The sequence below is a fragment of the Pedobacter sp. SYP-B3415 genome (assembly GCF_004138205.1).
GTDB lineage: Bacteria > Bacteroidota > Bacteroidia > Sphingobacteriales > Sphingobacteriaceae > Pedobacter.
In genome coordinates this window covers 36,550-53,871 of the sequence record NZ_RXNQ01000033.1, presented here as the reverse complement: position 1 = coordinate 53,871, position 17,322 = coordinate 36,550, and the positions used below count along the sequence as shown (strand labels likewise).

19 protein-coding genes are annotated in these 17,322 nt (G+C 47.7%); 6 read left to right on the top strand and 13 right to left on the bottom strand.

Annotated elements, in window-relative coordinates; genetic code table 11:
* Window positions 1–613: 613 nt before the first annotated feature.
* The 7 genes from rpsJ to EJV45_RS13615 all read right to left on the bottom strand — a co-directional run bounded on the left by rpsJ (window position 614) and on the right by EJV45_RS13615 (window position 6,005).
* Window positions 614–919, bottom strand: a complete 306-nt coding sequence (rpsJ, locus tag EJV45_RS13645) for a 30S ribosomal protein S10 (protein WP_084237698.1) — start codon at window positions 917–919, stop codon at window positions 614–616.
* Between the two features lie 105 nt (window positions 920–1,024).
* Window positions 1,025–3,139 carry an elongation factor G gene (gene fusA / locus EJV45_RS13640; RefSeq protein WP_129716290.1) on the bottom strand — a complete coding sequence of 705 codons (2,115 nt, stop codon included), beginning with the start codon at window positions 3,137–3,139 and terminating at the stop codon, window positions 1,025–1,027.
* 82 nt (window positions 3,140–3,221) lie between these two features.
* Entirely contained in the window at window positions 3,222–3,689 is a 468-nt protein-coding gene (rpsG, locus tag EJV45_RS13635; RefSeq protein ID WP_129716288.1) for a 30S ribosomal protein S7, read from the bottom strand.
* Between the two features lie 19 nt (window positions 3,690–3,708).
* A complete protein-coding gene (rpsL, locus tag EJV45_RS13630; RefSeq protein WP_107214527.1) occupies window positions 3,709–4,122 on the bottom strand; it encodes a 30S ribosomal protein S12 in 414 nt (137 codons plus the stop codon).
* A 360-nt stretch (window positions 4,123–4,482) separates the two neighbouring features.
* On the bottom strand, window positions 4,483–4,944 hold the full coding sequence (locus EJV45_RS13625) for a VOC family protein (protein ID WP_205942389.1): 462 nt from the start codon (window positions 4,942–4,944) through the stop codon (window positions 4,483–4,485).
* 62 nt (window positions 4,945–5,006) lie between these two features.
* Complete coding sequence (locus EJV45_RS13620; protein ID WP_129716286.1) at window positions 5,007–5,813, bottom strand: helix-turn-helix domain-containing protein; 807 nt, start codon at window positions 5,811–5,813, stop codon at window positions 5,007–5,009.
* 9 nt (window positions 5,814–5,822) lie between these two features.
* Window positions 5,823–6,005: a hypothetical protein gene (locus EJV45_RS13615; RefSeq protein ID WP_129716283.1), complete on the bottom strand. Its 183-nt coding sequence runs from the start codon at window positions 6,003–6,005 to the stop codon at window positions 5,823–5,825.
* A 141-nt stretch (window positions 6,006–6,146) separates the two neighbouring features.
* Between EJV45_RS13615 and EJV45_RS13610 the strand changes: the two genes are divergently transcribed.
* Together EJV45_RS13610 and EJV45_RS13605 are read left to right on the top strand one after the other, a co-directional pair.
* Window positions 6,147–6,572 (top strand): MarR family winged helix-turn-helix transcriptional regulator, encoded by a 426-nt coding sequence (locus tag EJV45_RS13610; RefSeq protein WP_129716281.1) that lies wholly within the window; start codon window positions 6,147–6,149, stop codon window positions 6,570–6,572.
* The gene (locus EJV45_RS13605; RefSeq protein WP_129716279.1) at window positions 6,572–7,822 is read left to right on the top strand and encodes an MFS transporter; all 1,251 of its coding nucleotides are present in this window, start codon (window positions 6,572–6,574) and stop codon (window positions 7,820–7,822) included. Before EJV45_RS13610 ends, EJV45_RS13605 begins: the two co-directional genes overlap by 1 nt.
* 25 nt (window positions 7,823–7,847) lie before the next feature.
* Here the strand turns inward: EJV45_RS13605 and EJV45_RS13600 are convergent, their stop codons facing one another.
* Entirely contained in the window at window positions 7,848–8,357 is a 510-nt protein-coding gene (locus EJV45_RS13600) for a phosphoribosyltransferase family protein (protein ID WP_129716277.1), read from the bottom strand.
* 120 nt (window positions 8,358–8,477) lie between these two features.
* On the opposite strand from EJV45_RS13600, the gene EJV45_RS13595 reads away from it, so the two are divergent.
* Entirely contained in the window at window positions 8,478–9,185 is a 708-nt protein-coding gene (locus EJV45_RS13595) for a head GIN domain-containing protein (RefSeq protein WP_129716275.1), read from the top strand.
* Between the two features lie 51 nt (window positions 9,186–9,236).
* Here the strand turns inward: EJV45_RS13595 and EJV45_RS13590 are convergent, their stop codons facing one another.
* The 5 genes from EJV45_RS13590 to EJV45_RS13575 form a co-directional block, all read right to left on the bottom strand.
* Window positions 9,237–9,629: a hypothetical protein gene (locus EJV45_RS13590; protein WP_129716273.1), complete on the bottom strand. Its 393-nt coding sequence runs from the start codon at window positions 9,627–9,629 to the stop codon at window positions 9,237–9,239.
* A gap of 2 nt (window positions 9,630–9,631) precedes the next feature.
* Window positions 9,632–11,080: a 23S rRNA (uracil(1939)-C(5))-methyltransferase RlmD gene (gene rlmD / locus EJV45_RS13585; RefSeq protein ID WP_129716271.1), complete on the bottom strand. Its 1,449-nt coding sequence runs from the start codon at window positions 11,078–11,080 to the stop codon at window positions 9,632–9,634.
* A gap of 126 nt (window positions 11,081–11,206) precedes the next feature.
* Window positions 11,207–11,341 carry a hypothetical protein gene (locus EJV45_RS19695; RefSeq protein WP_255466224.1) on the bottom strand — a complete coding sequence of 45 codons (135 nt, stop codon included), beginning with the start codon at window positions 11,339–11,341 and terminating at the stop codon, window positions 11,207–11,209.
* A 138-nt stretch (window positions 11,342–11,479) separates the two neighbouring features.
* On the bottom strand, window positions 11,480–12,205 hold the full coding sequence (locus tag EJV45_RS13580; protein WP_129716269.1) for a YebC/PmpR family DNA-binding transcriptional regulator: 726 nt from the start codon (window positions 12,203–12,205) through the stop codon (window positions 11,480–11,482).
* Window positions 12,206–12,241: 36 nt separating this feature from the next.
* Window positions 12,242–13,189: an NAD-dependent epimerase/dehydratase family protein gene (locus tag EJV45_RS13575; RefSeq protein WP_129716267.1), complete on the bottom strand. Its 948-nt coding sequence runs from the start codon at window positions 13,187–13,189 to the stop codon at window positions 12,242–12,244.
* A 570-nt stretch (window positions 13,190–13,759) separates the two neighbouring features.
* Between EJV45_RS13575 and EJV45_RS13570 the strand changes: the two genes are divergently transcribed.
* From EJV45_RS13570 to EJV45_RS13560, 3 genes are all read left to right on the top strand, one after another.
* Window positions 13,760–14,380, top strand: coding sequence for a gluconate 2-dehydrogenase subunit 3 family protein (locus EJV45_RS13570; protein ID WP_129716265.1), 621 nt, complete (start codon window positions 13,760–13,762; stop codon window positions 14,378–14,380).
* Window positions 14,381–14,401: 21 nt separating this feature from the next.
* On the top strand, window positions 14,402–16,102 hold the full coding sequence (locus tag EJV45_RS13565) for a GMC oxidoreductase (protein ID WP_129716263.1): 1,701 nt from the start codon (window positions 14,402–14,404) through the stop codon (window positions 16,100–16,102).
* Window positions 16,103–16,163: 61 nt separating this feature from the next.
* Window positions 16,164–17,321 carry a Gfo/Idh/MocA family protein gene (locus EJV45_RS13560; RefSeq protein WP_129716261.1) on the top strand — a complete coding sequence of 386 codons (1,158 nt, stop codon included), beginning with the start codon at window positions 16,164–16,166 and terminating at the stop codon, window positions 17,319–17,321.
* Window position 17,322: the final 1 nt, after the last annotated feature.

Below are 17,322 nucleotides of genomic sequence, written 5' to 3'. Positions count from 1 at the left end.
ACGACCACGGCGCACCCCTCAATACGCCAGAACCGGCCGAGGGGTTTCTGCACAACGTCTAAATACGAACTACGAATACCTATATACTATACCCCTCCGGGAGAGCAAGGAACAAAGAACCGGGACGAACGACCACGGCGTCTAACCCCTCAATGAGACTAAAAGATAAAAGAACCAGGACGAACGACCACGGCGCACCCCTCAATACGCCAGAACCGGCCGAGGGGTTTCTGCACCACGTCTAAATACGAACTACGAATACCTATATACTATACCCCTCCGGGAGAGCAAGGAACGAAGAACCGGGACGAACGACCACGGCGCACCCCTCAACACGCCAGAACCGGTCGAGGAGTTTCTGCACCACGTCTAAATACGAACTACGAATACCTATATACTATTCCATGTCTCAAGACTCAAATCTCATATCTCAAATCTCCTTAACTCACTCCGTCACCCCACGCCGTCATCCCGAAGCGCGTTATGTAACTCCTATCTGACCTGATCGCAACGGCGAGGGATCCCCTGCGAACAGGCAACTGCGACCGTTCGCGCGGGGCGAACAAAAAAAAATCCCGGCCGAAGCCAGGATTTTTTTTAACCTTTTGTGAAATCACACCTTGATTTCAACTTCAACACCGCTAGGCAATTCAAGTTTCATCAGGGCGTCTACGGTTTTAGAGTTTGAACTGTAGATATCCAGCAGCCTTTTGTAGGCACACAGTTGGAACTGCTCACGCGCTTTTTTGTTTACGTGTGGTGAACGCAAAACGGTAAACACTTTCTTCTCTGTTGGCAACGGAATCGGACCGCTAACCACTGCGCCAGTAGGCTTTACTGTTTTTACGATTTTTTCTGCTGATTTGTCAACCAGGTTGTAATCGTAAGATTTCAATTTAATTCTGATTCTTTGGCTCATGATATGTATTAATGTGGCCGTGGTTAGAGCTATTTATAACAACGGCCGGGTGTAAATTCAATGCAAAACCGGATTCGGAAAACCCGAATCCGGTTTATGTATGGTTTAGTCTAACGACTTAACTTTACCTTTTGATTTTGCAATCACCTCGTCCTGAACGTTTTTAGGCGCCGGCTCGTAGTGATCGAACTCCATGGTAGATGTTGCACGACCTGAAGTAATGGTACGCAATTGAGTTACATAACCAAACATTTCAGAAAGTGGAACCAGGGCTTTGATTACCTGTGAACCGTTACGGGTGTCCATACCTTGCAGCTGGCCACGACGACGGTTAAGGTCGCCCATTACATCACCCATGTTTTCTTCAGGAGTAAGTACCTCGATCTTCATGATCGGCTCCATCAGAACAGGTTTACATTTTGGCAACGCTTCGCGGAACGCTGAACGGGCAGCGATCTCAAATGAAAGAGCATCAGAGTCGACCGCGTGGAATGAACCATCGATCAGACGAACTTTCATATCCGGAAGCGGGAAGCCTGCAAGAACACCATTGCTCATCGCTGCAGCAAAACCTTTCTCAACAGATGGAATAAACTCACGTGGGATTGAACCACCAACGATTTCGTTTACGAACTGCAGACCACCTTTTTCGAAGTCAGCATCGATCGGAGAAATAACAACCTGGATATCGGCAAATTTACCGCGACCACCAGTTTGTTTTTTATAGGTTTCACGGTGCTGCGTTGTGCCGGTAATTGCCTCTTTATAAGCAACCTGTGGCGCACCCTGGTTTACTTCAACCTTGAACTCACGTTTCAGACGGTCGATCAGGATGTCCAGGTGAAGCTCACCCATACCTGAGATAACAGTCTGACCAGTTTCCTCGTCAGTCTGTACACGGAAGGTAGGATCCTCTTCAGCAAGTTTACCTAATGCGATACCCAGTTTATCAACGTCAGCCTGAGTTTTTGGCTCAATGGCCAGACCGATAACCGGATCAGGGAATACCATTGACTCAAGGATGATCGGGTTTTTCTCATCACACAGGGTATCACCTGTCTTGATGTCTTTAAAACCAACCACCGCACCGATATCACCGGCACCAATGTTATTGATCGGGTTTTGTTTGTTTGCGTGCATCTGGAAGATACGCGAGATACGCTCTTTGTTTTCAGAACGTGTGTTGTACACGTAAGAACCAGCATCCAGGTTACCTGAGTAAACGCGGATAAAGCACAGACGGCCTACAAACGGGTCAGTAGCAATTTTGAATGCAAGTGCCGAGAATGGCTCTTTTACATCAGGTTTGCGGCTAACTTCTTCACCTGTGTTAGGGTTCGTTCCGGTTACGCCGGTTGAATCAAGCGGCGAAGGAAGCAATTCCATAACGAGGTCGAGCATGGTTTGTACACCCTTGTTTTTGAACGAAGAACCACATACCATAGGTACGATCTTCGCATCAAGCGTAGCCTGACGCAAAGCGTTCAGAATTTCGCGCTCGGTGATTGAAGCCGGGTCTTCGAAGAATTTCTCCATCAGGCTCTCATCGTATTCAGCTACTGCTTCAAGAAGTTTTTCACGCCATTCAGCAACCTCGTCAGCCATATCATCAGGAATTGGAACTTCGGTAAAGGTCATCCCTTTATCGTGCTCATTCCAAACAATACCACGGTTGTTGATCAGGTCTACCACACCTTTGAATGCATCTTCAGAACCGATCGGCAACTGAAGCGGCACAGCGTGGCTGCCCAGCATCTCACGAACCTGCTTAACAACTTTAAGGAAATCTGCACCTGAACGGTCCATTTTGTTTACGAAACCGATACGCGGAACCTCATAATTGTTGGCAAGACGCCAGTTGGTTTCAGACTGCGGCTCAACACCGTCTACAGCTGAAAAAAGGAACACCAGACCATCCAGTACGCGCAGCGAGCGGTTTACCTCTACGGTAAAATCCACGTGGCCCGGGGTATCGATGATGTTGATGTGGTATTTATCGCCTCTGTAATTCCAGTTTACGGTAGTAGCAGCAGAGGTAATGGTGATACCACGTTCTGCTTCCTGTACCATCCAGTCCATTGTTGAAGCACCTTCGTGAACCTCACCAATTTTGTGGTTTACACCCGCGTAATAAAGAATACGCTCGGTGGTTGTTGTCTTACCGGCATCGATGTGAGCGGCAATACCTATATTTCTGGTATATTTTAAGTCTCTTGACATTTTCTTTTTATTTCGAAAGAACGGCCGTAACAGGTTAGCAGATATTTAAGCCGCAACCGGCTGCTGCCGTTCAGTCATTTTACTAGAATCTGAAATGTGAGAATGCTTTGTTGGCTTCAGCCATTTTGTGCGTATCCTCTTTCTTTTTCACAGCGGCACCTTCACCTTTGGCAGCAGCAACGATTTCTCCCGCCAGTTTCTCTTTCATGGTTTTTTCACCACGTCTGCGTGCAAAAGAAATAAGCCATTTCATGCCCAGTGCAGTTTTACGCTCAGGCCTAACCTCGGTCGGAACCTGGAAGTTTGCACCACCCACACGGCGTGATTTAACCTCTACAGCTGGCATAACATTACTCAAAGCACGTTTCCATACTTCAAGACCGTTTTCGTTCGCTTTTTTCTCTACCAGGTCTACAGCATCGTAGAAAATAGAATAAGCAATAGACTTTTTACCGTCGAACATCATGTTGTTCACAAAACGGGTAACCTGAACATCGTTAAATTTCGGGTCAGGAAGAATAATTCTCTTTTTTGGTTTTGACTTTCTCATCGTTATTTTCCTCCCTTAATTATTTCTTTTTGCCTTTTGCAGGAGCCGCAGCTGCTTGTCCTGGTTTAGGGCGTTTAGTACCATATTTAGAACGACGTTGGTTACGGCCATTCACACCTGATGTATCCAATGCGCCACGAATGATGTGGTAACGTACACCCGGTAAGTCTTTTACACGACCACCGCGAATCAGAACGATCGAGTGCTCCTGCAGGTTGTGACCTTCGCCAGGGATGTAAGCATTCACCTCTTTGCCGTTCGTCAAACGAACACGGGCTACTTTACGCATGGCTGAGTTTGGTTTTTTAGGGGTAGTGGTGTACACACGTGTACATACACCTCTTCGCTGTGGACAGCTGTCCAACGCCGGAGACTTACTCTTGAACTCCAGTGCTACTCTACCTTTTCTAACTAATTGTTGAATGGTTGGCATTTTGCTCTTTTTGTTTTTTTCTCTTTTTTATCTAAAAACTTTACCCCTACAATAAGGGACTGCAAAAGTAGAACAATTCTTTTTATAAATCAAGATGTTATGAAAAATTCACGATCAGATCATTCTGCCTTACCTGCGCAGCATACAAAAAGCCGGAGGCATCCGTGCCACCGGCTAAAAGACAGTTTCTTATAAACCTTTTTGCGTATGATCTGAAAAGCAGGGCCGCTGCAGGGAACAAAGCCTTTCCGGCTGTACGCTGTAGCCCTCATGCTTCGGGGCTACCGCTTCCATCCGGTTTAAAACCCAGGGCCTGTGCCTGTCGGTAATGCCTGCCCCTTGCGCCGGCGCGGGCGATTGCTAATCACGCGGAGCGTAAGTAACAATGTCAATGCCTACCCCATTCGGATCTTCAATAGCGAAATGCCGGTCGCCCCAAGGTTCATCGCGCAGCTCAATTTTTATAGGTACGCCTTTCCGTTTGATTTCGTCATAAAGCTTGTCCACGTTTTCCACTTCGATAGTCAGGTACATTCCCCTGCCGGAAAATGCTGACTGAAAGAGCGGCTGCTGTGACGGGTGGTCGGGAAACAGGAAACTGAGTTCGGCCTCCTGCCCCGGCGTATGCAGCAACAGGTAAAATTCGTTTTCAAAGGTCACACCGAAGCCCAGCGTCTCTGTGTAAAAAGCTTTACTCTCTGCGAGTTTTTTCGTAACAATGCCTGCGTTTAATTTCATCTTCTTTTGGGTTTTAGGATTAGCAGATTTTTGTGCCTGCGCACTTCCGGCCAGGAAGAGGAGCAGCAACAGTAACTGTTTCATGTCTGTATCTTTATGACAAAGTTGACTGCTTTTGCCGGCAGGTTATTGTAAAAATCGGACAATTACCTGCCGAAAGCCCTTCCCGGGGTTACCCCATACAAGCTTTTAAACTCCTTTATAAAATGCGCCTGGTCATAATAACCGGCATCAAAAAACAGTTTATTCTGTTTCAGGCTTTGCACAGAGGGTTTTGCCCGGAGCACATGCTGAAAGCGCACCACTTTACTGAACGTCTTGGGCGTATCGCCGATGTAATGCGAAAAGACACGCCTGAGCTGCCTGCCGCTCAGGCCGGTGTCAAGATCTTTTTCTACATCAAGCACACCCGAACGTTGCAGAATCAGGGCCAGCGCGCCGTAGAAGCGTGTATCAGGCACGATTTGGCGCGACAGGCATGCGCGTATGGAATCGTTAAAAACTTCAAGCAGCGAACTGAGGGGTGCTGTCGGATCTGCGCATTCACGAAACAGGGCCGCCAGTTCCGGCAGCACATCAGCAAGAGCAGCATACCTGTTGCTCAGTTCTGCTGCATGAATGCCAAACAGCAGCGGCAGCATGCCGGGAAGAAACCGGATTCCCACATAATCAAAGCTGGGTTCAAGCGGAAATTCGGTGTACTGTCTGCAAAACCCCATGATAAAAGCCGCTGCCGGATTGGCCCGTTCCATATAAATGTCAATACACCCATCTGCAACTACCCGATACACAAAAGGCTCAGACAACCGGACCGAAGTCTTCAATTGCCAGTAACAATAGATATAAGGCTGAAGCGCCGGTGCGGGGAGAAATTCACTGTAGCTGACCGCCCCACCATGCGCACTCACGGTTGGCTGAACCGGCACATATAAATTACGGATGTCAGGCAGCATAAACTCCAGCTACTTTTTAATTACGATTTCCCGCCCCGTCACAAGGCTGAATTTAAACACCCTGAAAATGCCTTCATCAATCACTTCAATAGATTCAACTAAACCTGTTTTCGAAAATGTATCCGTAACCATGTCTCCTTCTTTTACCGACTGAAGCACTTCCTGAGTGGTCTCCTGATTTAATCTGATCATTTCCTGGCTGGCCGCTTGTGCTAAACCTCTGCAAACATAGCCATATCATTTTATACAGCTTCATTTTGAAGCACCTGATTGCGACATAAAGATGACACATACTAAAGTTAATTAATAAATTTACTTTAGTATTTTTGTATCATGGTTAGCGAAGACAAAGTATCAGCACTCAGACTGGGGTTATTCAGGCTTGCACGGCTATTGAGAAGACAGAATCTCGATCTGTCCTTTTCTCAAACAGAATTTAATATCCTCGGACTCCTTGGCAGGCGAAAGAACCTCCTGCCGTCAGAAATTGCGCAGGAAGAGAAGATTTCTGCACAGGCAATTTCTCAAAACCTGAATACAATGGAGCGGGCGGGGCTGATTTCCCGCCAGACAGACCCGGGAGACCGCAGAAAAACGGTTATCAGTTTAAGTAAAACCGGTCTTGAGATTCTTGACAAGGTCAAACATGAGCGCGATATATGGCTTCTCAGGGCCATGGAGCAAAAACTAACAGCTGAGGAGCGGGAACAACTACTTGCAGTTGCACCGCTGCTTCATAAATTAACAACAGAAGAGTAATGTTCAGATCGTTTAAATATTATAATTACAGGCTGCATTTTAGCGGTCAGGCATTGTCCCTCATCGGGACCTGGATGCAGCGGGTTGCAATCAGCTGGCTGGTTTACCGTGTTACGGGCTCAGCGTTTATGCTCGGTCTGGTCAGCTTCCTCGGCCTCATTCCATCATTAATACTAGCGCCGTTTGCCGGAGCGTTTGCGGACCGGAACAACAAGTACAAAATTGTACTGTGGTGTCAGGTGGCTTTTATGGCCCAGGCCGGCATGCTCGCCCTGCTTACGTTTAGCGGAAATTATAACATGGTATTGATATCGATACTCAGTTTGCTGCAGGGCATCATCAGTACCTTCGAGACAACAGGCCGCCAGTCGCTCGTTGCCGAACTGGTCGATGATCGCGAGGATCTGCCGAATGCACTCGCACTAAACTCATCGGCGTTCAATGCAGCAAGACTGCTTGGACCCGCGCTGGCCGGTATCGTATTGAGTACCTTTGGTGAGAACGCATGTTTTCTCATCAACTTCCTTAGTTTCATTCCTGTTATTACCTGTCTGCTGTTTATGAAACTGCGGCCATACATGCCGCAGGTAACCACCGGAAATGCCTGGGAAGGCTTAAAAGAAGGCTTCCATTACCTGGAACGCACGCGCGATATTTCCTCACTAATTGTGGTACTTGCCTTGTCCAGCCTGCTCGTGATCCCCTTCTCTACCCTGTTACCCGTCTTTGCCAAAGACATTTTTCATGGTGATGCAACAACCTTCAGCTGGTTTGAAAGTGCCGGAGGTTTGGGCGCTCTGATCGGTGCTGTTTACATGGCAAGATTGAAAGGTGCAAAAAATCTTCCGGTTATTGTTATTGGCGCCAATGTGATTTTTGCCCTGGGCGTGATTTTCCTGTCCTTCTCGCCAAGCGTATGGCTCGCGCTGATATTTACCTCGCTTGCCTGTACCGGCCTGATGACGCAAAACGCCGCAATCAATACCTATATACAAACGCATGCTGCACCTGAAATGCGCGGGCGGGCAATAAGTTATTATATCATGGCTTTTCAGGGCGTCTTGCCGGTGGGTACGCTGCTGATCGCGACGGCTGCACATTTTATTGGCACACAGGCAACGGTATTGTTTGAAGGACTGACCGGCTTACTCATAATCGGCCTGTACGCCCGGTATCTGCGCAGGCAGAAATCTGCCGGAAATGGCCGGGTCATTTCAATGACCGATTGGTTTAAACAACTGGCCAGCTAGGTAAGCCGGCCGAATGCGGGGGAAGCTACGAGATATAAACGCCGTCTTCCTGACCTTCTACATCCATGACAACATCCACGTGTTCTTTCAGAATAGTAGCCAGCTCAAGCCCAACATAGTCTGTAGCGATCGGGAAAATTTTATGACTGCGGTCAACCAGCACAACGGTGCGGATCTTTTTATGCGGGGTGTTCAGAAATAGTCCGAAACCGTAAGCGAGCGTTTTTCCGCTGTTCAGCACATCATCTACCAGGATAATCACCTTACCGGCCCACTGTTCGGCGTTCAGGTCTGAACCTGCGATCAGCCTGCTGCTCTCTTTCTCAAGATCAATGCGCATCATCGTAACCCGGAAGTCTGCAATCTTTTCCAGCACGCGCTGCAGCCGCAGGGCAACCCGGTAACCGCGGTCCCATATTCCGGCAAGTACGATTTCGGTTTCGTCCATATTATCTTCCAGAATCTGGTAGGCAATCCGGTCTATTTTCTGCTGGATCTGTTTTTTATTGAGAATCAGTAACTGCGATGCTGGCATGGCGCTGTGTTTGAATTGCAAAAAGAACAATTTTGAGCTGGAAAATCAAGTAATAAAATTTTATTCACGTCATGCAACGTTTGCACCGTGCCTGGCGTCTAATCAACAAACAATACAGACATGAAGAACTTATTTTCCAGATACAGCTTCGCCATCCTGACGCTGGGACTGCTTGCGTTCACCGCTTCGGCACAATCACGCCAGGTTCAGGTAAAGAATTACAACAGCATTTCTGTTTCAAGCGGGATGGATCTTTATTTGAAACAAGGTAGCAGCGAGTCGATTGTTATCCAGGCCGACCGGGAAATATCTGACAATATTGTTGTCGAACAAAAAGGCAGCTCGCTCAGCATCCGGTTCAGGAACGGTTTCAGTTGGAAAAATCTGTTTAATAACAAGCCGATTAAGATCTATGCCACATATAAAAATCTGAATGTGGTCAGTGCTTCAGGCGGAAGCGATGTCTATAGCCAGAATGCAATAAAAACAAACAGCCTGTCTTTGAAAGCCTCAGGAGGTTCAGACCTGAAGCTGTCGCTGGCCTGCGAGGAGCTCATAGTTCAGGTATCAGGCGGTTCAGACGCAGAACTGAACGGAAGAGCAACCAATATGGCGCTCGATGCCAGCGGCGGTAGCGATATTGATGCGTTCAATCTAGCTTCTGATTATGCGCGGATTCGTGCCACAGGCGGTTCTGATGTAAACGCCCAGGTGAATAAAGCACTCGAAGCAGGTGCAAGTGGCGGAGGCGATGTAACATTTAAAGGAAACGCGACTCTAAAGAAAACATCGTCTTCAAAAAGTGGAGACGTTAGAAGAGCAAAATAAATTTAGGTTAGTTTTTAGTTAAACGCCGGATGTGGATGCATCCGGCGTTTTTTATGCTTTGTATGGGTAATACACGAAATTTGCACCTTCCGGAACAATCACAAACAGACACATATAGTCTTCCGGCTTTTTATAGCTTTTAAGAAATTGCTCTTTTCGTTTCGGATCGATAACACCTTTTTCAATAAATTCTTCAAGCGTAGAAGCGTGAATGGTCCAGTTGGTATTCAGCTCATCTTTATCAAGGATCATCTCGCCAAGGTTTACCTGGTGCTGGTGAGCGATGAAGATCGGATGAGCGGATATTCCCTCGACCATAATTTCCACAGCCACTTCCTTGATCGATTCTGTATAAAAGTCAAGATCCTTTTCCAGGCTGATCAGCGGACTTTTTGGTTTTTCTTCGCCGGGAGCCCCGGTACCCAGCAATTCTTCTCTATCCATAGTTAAGCGATTACTTCTCCTGTTTTTAATTCAAGCAACACCACGTTTTCCACATGTTGTGTATGGGGAAACATATCTACCGGACGAATGCGCACAACGTCATATTTTTCGGCAAGCAATGCAAGATCCCTCGCCTGAGTCGCAGCATTACAGCTCACATAAACAATGCGCGGAGACTCCATTTCCAATAACCTTGCTACGACATCGGCATGCATACCTGCCCTCGGCGGGTCGGTGATCACCACATCAGGCTTACCATGCTGACTGATGAAATCTTTAGTGAGGATATCCTTCATATCTCCGGCGTAGAAGGTCGTGTTGTCGATACCGTTCAGCGCGGAATTAAATTTAGCATCTTCAATCGCCGTTGGCACATATTCAATGCCAACCACATGTTTTACATCGGCAGCGACAAAGTTGGCAATAGTTCCGGCACCGGTGTACAGGTCATACACCAGTTCGTTACCTGTAAAGCCGGCAAACTCCCGTGTAATCTTATAGAGTTCCCAGGCTTGCTCTGAATTGGTCTGGTAGAATGACTTTACCCCAATTTTAAAACGGATTTCCCGCGCTGTATTGCCCTGGCCCGCAATCATTTTTTCAAAAATATGATCCCGACCGGCGTAGAGCACAACTTCCTGGTCAAAAATGGTATCGTTCTTTTTCTGGTTCTCGATGTAAAGAAGTGATGTAATATGCGGAAACTCTGCTTTCAGGAAAGCCATCAGTCCGTCGATCTGTTGGGGCGATGCATAGGCAAAAACAACAGCCACCATAACTTCGCCGGTACTGGCCGTTCTGATAATCAGGTTTCGTAATGCACCTTCATGGTTGCGCAGATCATAAAAGCTAAGTTCATGCTCAAGCGCGTAAGCCCGAACCTTGTTCCGAATGCTGTTTGACGGCTCATCCTGCAGCCAGCAATGGTTAATGTCAAGAATTTTATCAAAGCGAAGCGGAACATGAAAACCAAGTGCGTTGAGTTGCAGCGCTTGATCACTGCCCATATCATTGTTGTCGAGCCAGCGTTTGTTTGAGAAAGTAAACTCTAGCTTGTTCCGGTAATACGTGTTTTGCGGCGCGCCAAGGATGGGCTCCATTCTGCTCGTATCAACCTTGCCCAACCGTTCGAGCGCCGAACCGACAGATCGCTGCTTGAAGCGCAGCTGTGCATCATAATCCATATGTTGCCATTTGCAACCTCCGCATGTTCCGAAATGCTCACAAAATGGTTTGGTACGGAATTCGGAAGCACGCTCAAGATTTTCAATGACTCCTTCTGCAAAGTTTTTCTTTTTTCGCAGCTGGCGGATGCTGACCACATCGCCGGGAACGGCCTTTTCAACAAAGTAGACCATATCGTCAGCCTTTCCAACCCCTTTTCCTTCTTCTGCGATATCAATGATCTCTATCCCTTCAATGATCCTGATCTCGGTATTCTTTTTTCTCATGAGGCTGCAAATATACGGACATGCAGGTTGATTTTCGAATGAGATAGTTAGAGGCTATTATCGGCAGTCTAAGAACCAAGTCCGAACGTTGATAGCCGATGGCCCTGCCAAAACAAACGGCTATCGCTACTCGCCGGACCCTAACCCGAGCAGGTTATCGCAAAGATGTAAGAGCCATTGGGGAATATGCTCGAGAAATTCAAATGCAATATCAAACTTCTGGTCTATATAAACGCTGGTTTCTAAGGTTTCCTGAGTCATGACTATTTGCTTTATCGCAGGCAATATAATAAAATATACCGAAAACCAAAACAGTACAAGATAGACAACGCAAAGTTTAACGCTGAAAAAACAAAAGCCCCGGCACAGGCCAGGGCTTCATATTTCAGTAAGGGTGGACTATCCGGCCATGTTATTGTATACCGCCTGAACATCATCATCCTCTTCCAGTTTGTCTATCAGTTTAAACACATCAGCAGCCTGTTCTTCGTTTACTTCGGTCGTCGACAGCGCGATCCGCTCTAGTTTAGCGCTTGTCAGTTCGATGCCCTTCTCTTCGAGCGTTTTCTGCATCTTGCCGAAATCTTCAAAAGCGGTCTGAACAACAGCGACATCGTTCCCCTCTTCGTCAGATTCCACATAAAGTTCTTCCAGACCGGCATCGATCAGTTCGAACTCAAGTTCTTCAAGATCCATGTCTCCGGGGTTAAAGCGGAAAACAGATTTCCTGTTAAATATAAAATCCAGCGAACCGGTTTTACCGAGCGTGCCCCCGGTTTTGTTAAAGTAACTGCGAACGTTCGCTACCGTGCGATTTGTATTGTCTGTAGCTGTCTCAATAAGAATGGCTACACCATGCAGGGCGTATCCCTCGTACACATGCTCCTCGTAGCCCTTCTCGTCTTTGCTCGAAGCGCGTTTGATTGCAGCATCGACACGGTCTTTCGGCATGTTTACAGCCTTGGCATTTTGTATTGCTGTGCGCAGTCTTGAGTTTGATTCAGGGTTAGGTCCGCCATCTTTTACCGCAATTGCGATCTCTTTACCCAGTCGGGTAAACTGAACGGCCATCTTGGCCCAGCGTTTAAACTTTCTTTCCTTTCTGAATTCGAATGCTCTTCCCATCTTTATATTTTATATAGGTATGGATAAAAATCTAAGTTAACTTTTTGTAAGGTTCTGCAGCATATCTGCTGTCATCTTTTGCAGATCGAATTCCGGCTTCCAGCCCCAGTCTTTTGTTGCAACCTGGTCATCAATAGATTTCGGCCAGCTGTTCGCGATAGCTTGCCGCGGATCGTTATCGGTGTACTGCAGGGTAAATTTTGGAATATGTTTACGAATTTCGTTTGCAAGCACTTCAGGTGTGAAGCTGAAACCTGTCAGGTTGTAGCTGGACCGAATGCTGATCCGGTCTGCAGGTGCTTCCATAAGTTCAATCGTACCCCGAATGGCGTCATCCATGTACATCATCGGCAGTTCGGTCTCTGCGTTCAGAAAACAGCTGTAACTCCCCTTTTTTAGCGCATCATGAAAAATATGAATGGCATAATCGGTGGTACCCCCGCCCGGCGCCGCCTTCCAGCTAATCAGACCCGGGTAACGGATACTTCTTACGTCAAGACCGTAACGTTGGTGATAATACTCGCACCAGCGCTCGCCGGCCAGTTTGCTGATACCGTAAACCGTATTCGGATCCATGATACAGAACTGAGGAGTCTGAGATTTCGGAGAGTTTGGTCCGAAAGCAGCAATTGAGCTTGGCCAGTAAACTTTTGCTGTTTTATAGGTGAGGGCCAGATCAAGAATATTAAGCAGCCCGTTCATGTTCAGGTCCCAGGCGAGTTTGGGATTCTGCTCCCCTGTAGCTGACAGTAGGGCGGCCAGAAGGTAAACCTGTGTGGGTTTATAGCGGGCGAAGAGGTCTGCGAGCGTGTCTTTTTCAAGAACGTTTACAAATTCAAAGGGTCCCGCGTTTTTTATGTCATAGTCCGGCCGGCGAATATCACAGGCAACCACGTTGCTTTCGCCGTGGGCCTTTCTAAGGGTATGCACCAGTTCGGTACCGATCTGGCCATTTGAGCCAAGAACAAGTATAGTTTCCTGCATGTATATCTGAATTTGAGCAAAGGTATAAATTTGGGCCTTATGGCGCTAATGACTTTCATTTTTCTTAGTGTATGCCGTTCGCAACGGCAAATTCACCGCAGCTTTTAGCGGTTAAAGCCGGTGCAGCGATTGCCCCGGAGGATGCAATGACCGGGCGTCGCGACTTGCAAGCGGGGACAGGCCCTGCCCGCTGTGGGCTGCGCTGCTTCACCGAAAGACACATGGTGGCAAGGGAAATGGCAACGTTCCCGAAAAAGACCGCGTAATAAAAAAAGTACATCTGGTTTATTCATAATTATTTGCACTGTGATACGTTTTCTTGTTACATTTAGCAAACTAATAAAACCGGAGAGCCAGAGCAAAAGCCGAGAACGAACTATTCTAAAACCATTTATCTACGTATTGCCGACGCTGCTCTGAACCGTAACAATCCTGTTTCAGGAAAGATACTTAGCGTACAATTTACACACTCTTCGGTATTATTATTTATCATTACCCGCCGAAATTACAGCCATGCTGTAGCCAGCGGGAACAACTAATAAAACGAGTAATACCAAAATAAACAACAAAATGCACAGGAGAGAAGCATTAAAAAATGTAGCCATTCTGATGGGCGGCGCCCTTTCGGCTACAACCCTCAGCGTCATTTTTGACAGCTGTAACGCGCCTTCCAAAGACTCGGACAAGCTCATCTCGGCAGACCACCAGGCACTGATCACAGAGATCACTGACGTGATCCTGCCAAAAACTTCAAGCCCGGGAGCAAAAGAAGCCGGCGTAGGTCCGTTTGTGGCTATGATGATTAAAGACTGTTTCCCTGAAGCGGCTCAGAAAGTTTTTGTGGAAGGTCTTAAAGATGTCGATGCCAGAGCTGAAAAAGCACACAACAAAAAATTTGTTGATCTGGGCACCAAAGAACGGAACGATATCATTTCCGCGCTGCGCGATGAGACGGTGAAAGTTATCGCTGCTGATAAGGAAAAAGAAGAAAAAGAGAAAGCAAGCGGAGATAACGCTACAAAAAAAGAAAAAGAGAAAAAGTCTTATTTCTTTGCCATGATGCGCGACCTGACCATTCTTGGTTTCAAAACATCTGAGCTTGGCGCAACCAAAGCATTTGCGTATGTAGACATTCCCGGCCGCTACGATGGCTGTACAGACCTGAAACCTGGTCAGAAACTCTGGGCATAACCACACAAACGAACAAAACATATGAATTTAAATATCAAAGCAACAGCTGAGAACACCTACGACGCCATCGTAGTCGGTTCAGGTATCAGCGGAGGCTGGGCAGCAAAGGAGCTGACCGAAAAAGGACTGAAGGTACTTTTACTTGAGCGCGGCCGGAACATCGAGCATGTGAAGGATTATGATACCGCTATGAAGAAGCCATGGGAGTTTCAACACCGCGGCTGGCTTACCCAGGAGCAGATCGCTTCGCACCCTGTGCAGAAACGCGATTATCCATATTCTGAATTTAACGAAAAGTTCTGGGTGAATGACCTGGAATGCCCATATACCGAGGTAAAGCGTTTTGACTGGTACCGCGGGTTCCACGTTGGTGGCAAGTCACTCATGTGGGGACGCCAGAGTTACCGCCTCAGCGATCTGAACTTCGAAGATAATGCCAAAGACGGTCACGGCACCGACTGGCCAATCCGTTATGCAGATATCGCGCCATGGTATGACTATGTAGAGAAGTTTGCAGGCATCAGCGGACAGGCTGAGAATTTTCCGCACTTTCCTGACGGACAGTTCCTGCCGCCAATGGAGCTGAACTGCGTTGAAAAGTCTGTAAAAAAACGTGTTGAGGAACATTATAAAAAGCAGCGTATCATTACCATTGGTCGTGTTGCCAACCTGACCAAACCGCACAATGGCCGCGGCAACTGTCAGTACCGTAACCTGTGCAGCCGTGGTTGTCCGTTCGGTGCCTATTTCAGCACCCAGTCTTCTACCCTGCCTGCAGCGGTAGCAACCGGCAACCTGACGCTTCGTCCTTTCTCAATCGTAACTGAAGTGATCTACGACAAGGAAACCAAAAAAGCAAAAGGTGTTCGTGTGATCGATGCGGAAAGCAACGAAACTATGGAGTTCTATGCAAAGGTGTTCTTCCTGAACGGTTCTACGCTTGGAACAACCTTCCTGCTGCTTAATTCGACTTCAAACGAGCATCCTGAAGGCCTTGGAAACGGCAGCGGGCAGCTCGGTCACAACCTGATGGACCACCATTTCCGTTGCGGTGCCTCGGGTGAGGTAGAAGGATTTGACAACAAGTATACATATGGCAGAAGGGCTAACGGTATCTACGTACCGCGTTACCAGAATATCGGCAGCGACAAACGCGACTTCCTGCGCGGTTTTGGTTACCAGGGCGGCGGCAGCCGCGGCGGCTGGCATAAAGACGTTGCTGAACTTGCATTCGGCGGCGACTTCAAAGACCAGATGACCACACCAGGCGTATGGACCATGGGTCTTGGCGGCTTTGGTGAGACGCTTCCTTATTACGAGAACCGTGTGTATATTGATAAATCGAAAAAAGACAAGTGGGGTCAGTATGTCCTCGCAATCGACGCAGAATTCAAAGACAACGAAACTAAAATGCGTAAAGCTATGGTCGATGATGCGGCTGAGATGCTTGAGGCAGCAGGTGTAAAAAATATCAAGACCTACGACAATGGATCTTATCCGGGTATGGCAATCCATGAAATGGGTACCGCACGCATGGGTAAAGACCCTAAAACATCAGTTCTTGATAAATGGAACCGCATGCATGAGGTTCAGAACGTTTACGTTACAGACGGATCATGTATGCCATCTATCGCAGCGCAGAACCCATCACTTACATTTATGGCTTTGACCGCACGTGCGGCAGACCACGCTGTAAGCGAACTCAAGAAAATGAATGTCTAAGCATTAAAGCAAGTTACCGGAAGGCAAAGAGCCACAAGCTGTTTGCCTTTCTTTTATATCTATGAGAAGAAAAATCAGAATGGGCATGATCGGTGGCGGCAAAGATGCCTTCATCGGCGCGGTGCATCGCATTGCGGCCAATATTGACGGACAGATCGAATTATGCTGCGGCGCGCTGAGCGCACATGCCGACATTGCAAAAGAATCAGGGGAAGAACTGTATCTCCCTGCTGATCGCATTTATACCACTTACCAGGAGCTGTTTGAAAAAGAAAGCCAGCGCCCGGCAGAAGACCGGATGGACTTTGTTACCATCGTTACGCCGAACTTCGCGCACTTCGAACCTGCTATGATGGCGCTTGACAAGGGCTTCAACGTAGTGATCGAAAAACCGATTACACTAAACCTTGAACAGGCAAAACAGCTTAAACAAAAGGTCGAAGAAACCGGACTGACTCTCTGCCTTACCCATACCTACTCGGGTTACCCGATGGTGAAACAGGCCCGGCAGATGGTAAAAGACGGTAAATTCGGCAAGATCCGTAAGGTGATGGTCGAATACCCGCAAGGCTGGTTGAGCCGGCTGAGCGAACGCGAGGGAAATGCCCAGGCAGCATGGCGTACCGACCCTTCCAAAAGCGGGAAAAGCGGTTCCATGGGCGATATCGGCACACATGCCGCTCACCTGTCCGAATATATTACCGGCTTACAGATTACGCAGGTATGCGCTGATCTGAATATCGTTGTTCCCGGTCGCGCGCTCGATGACGACGGCAATGTATTGCTGAAGTTTGATAACGGAGCAAGCGGTGTACTGGTTGCTACTCAGATTGCCGCCGGCGAAGAGAACGCACTTAAGATCAAAGTATATGGCGAACATGGCGGCCTGGAATGGCACCAGATGGAACCAAATACGCTGATCGTGAAATGGCTGGACGAACCGGCACAGATTTACCGCGCAGGGCAGGCTTACCTGTCTGACGTGGCAAAACACAACGTCCGGGTACCCGGCGGGCATCCTGAAGGTTACCTCGAAGCATTCGCTAATATTTACCGCAATTTTGCACTTACCCTCCAGGCCAAAGCCGCAGGCAATACACCGACTGCTGAGATGCTTGACTTCCCGTCTGTAGATGACGGTATTCGCGGTATGGCATTTATAGACAATGTTGTAGCTTCGAATCATTCAGATCAGAAATGGTACGACCATAAAATTTAAG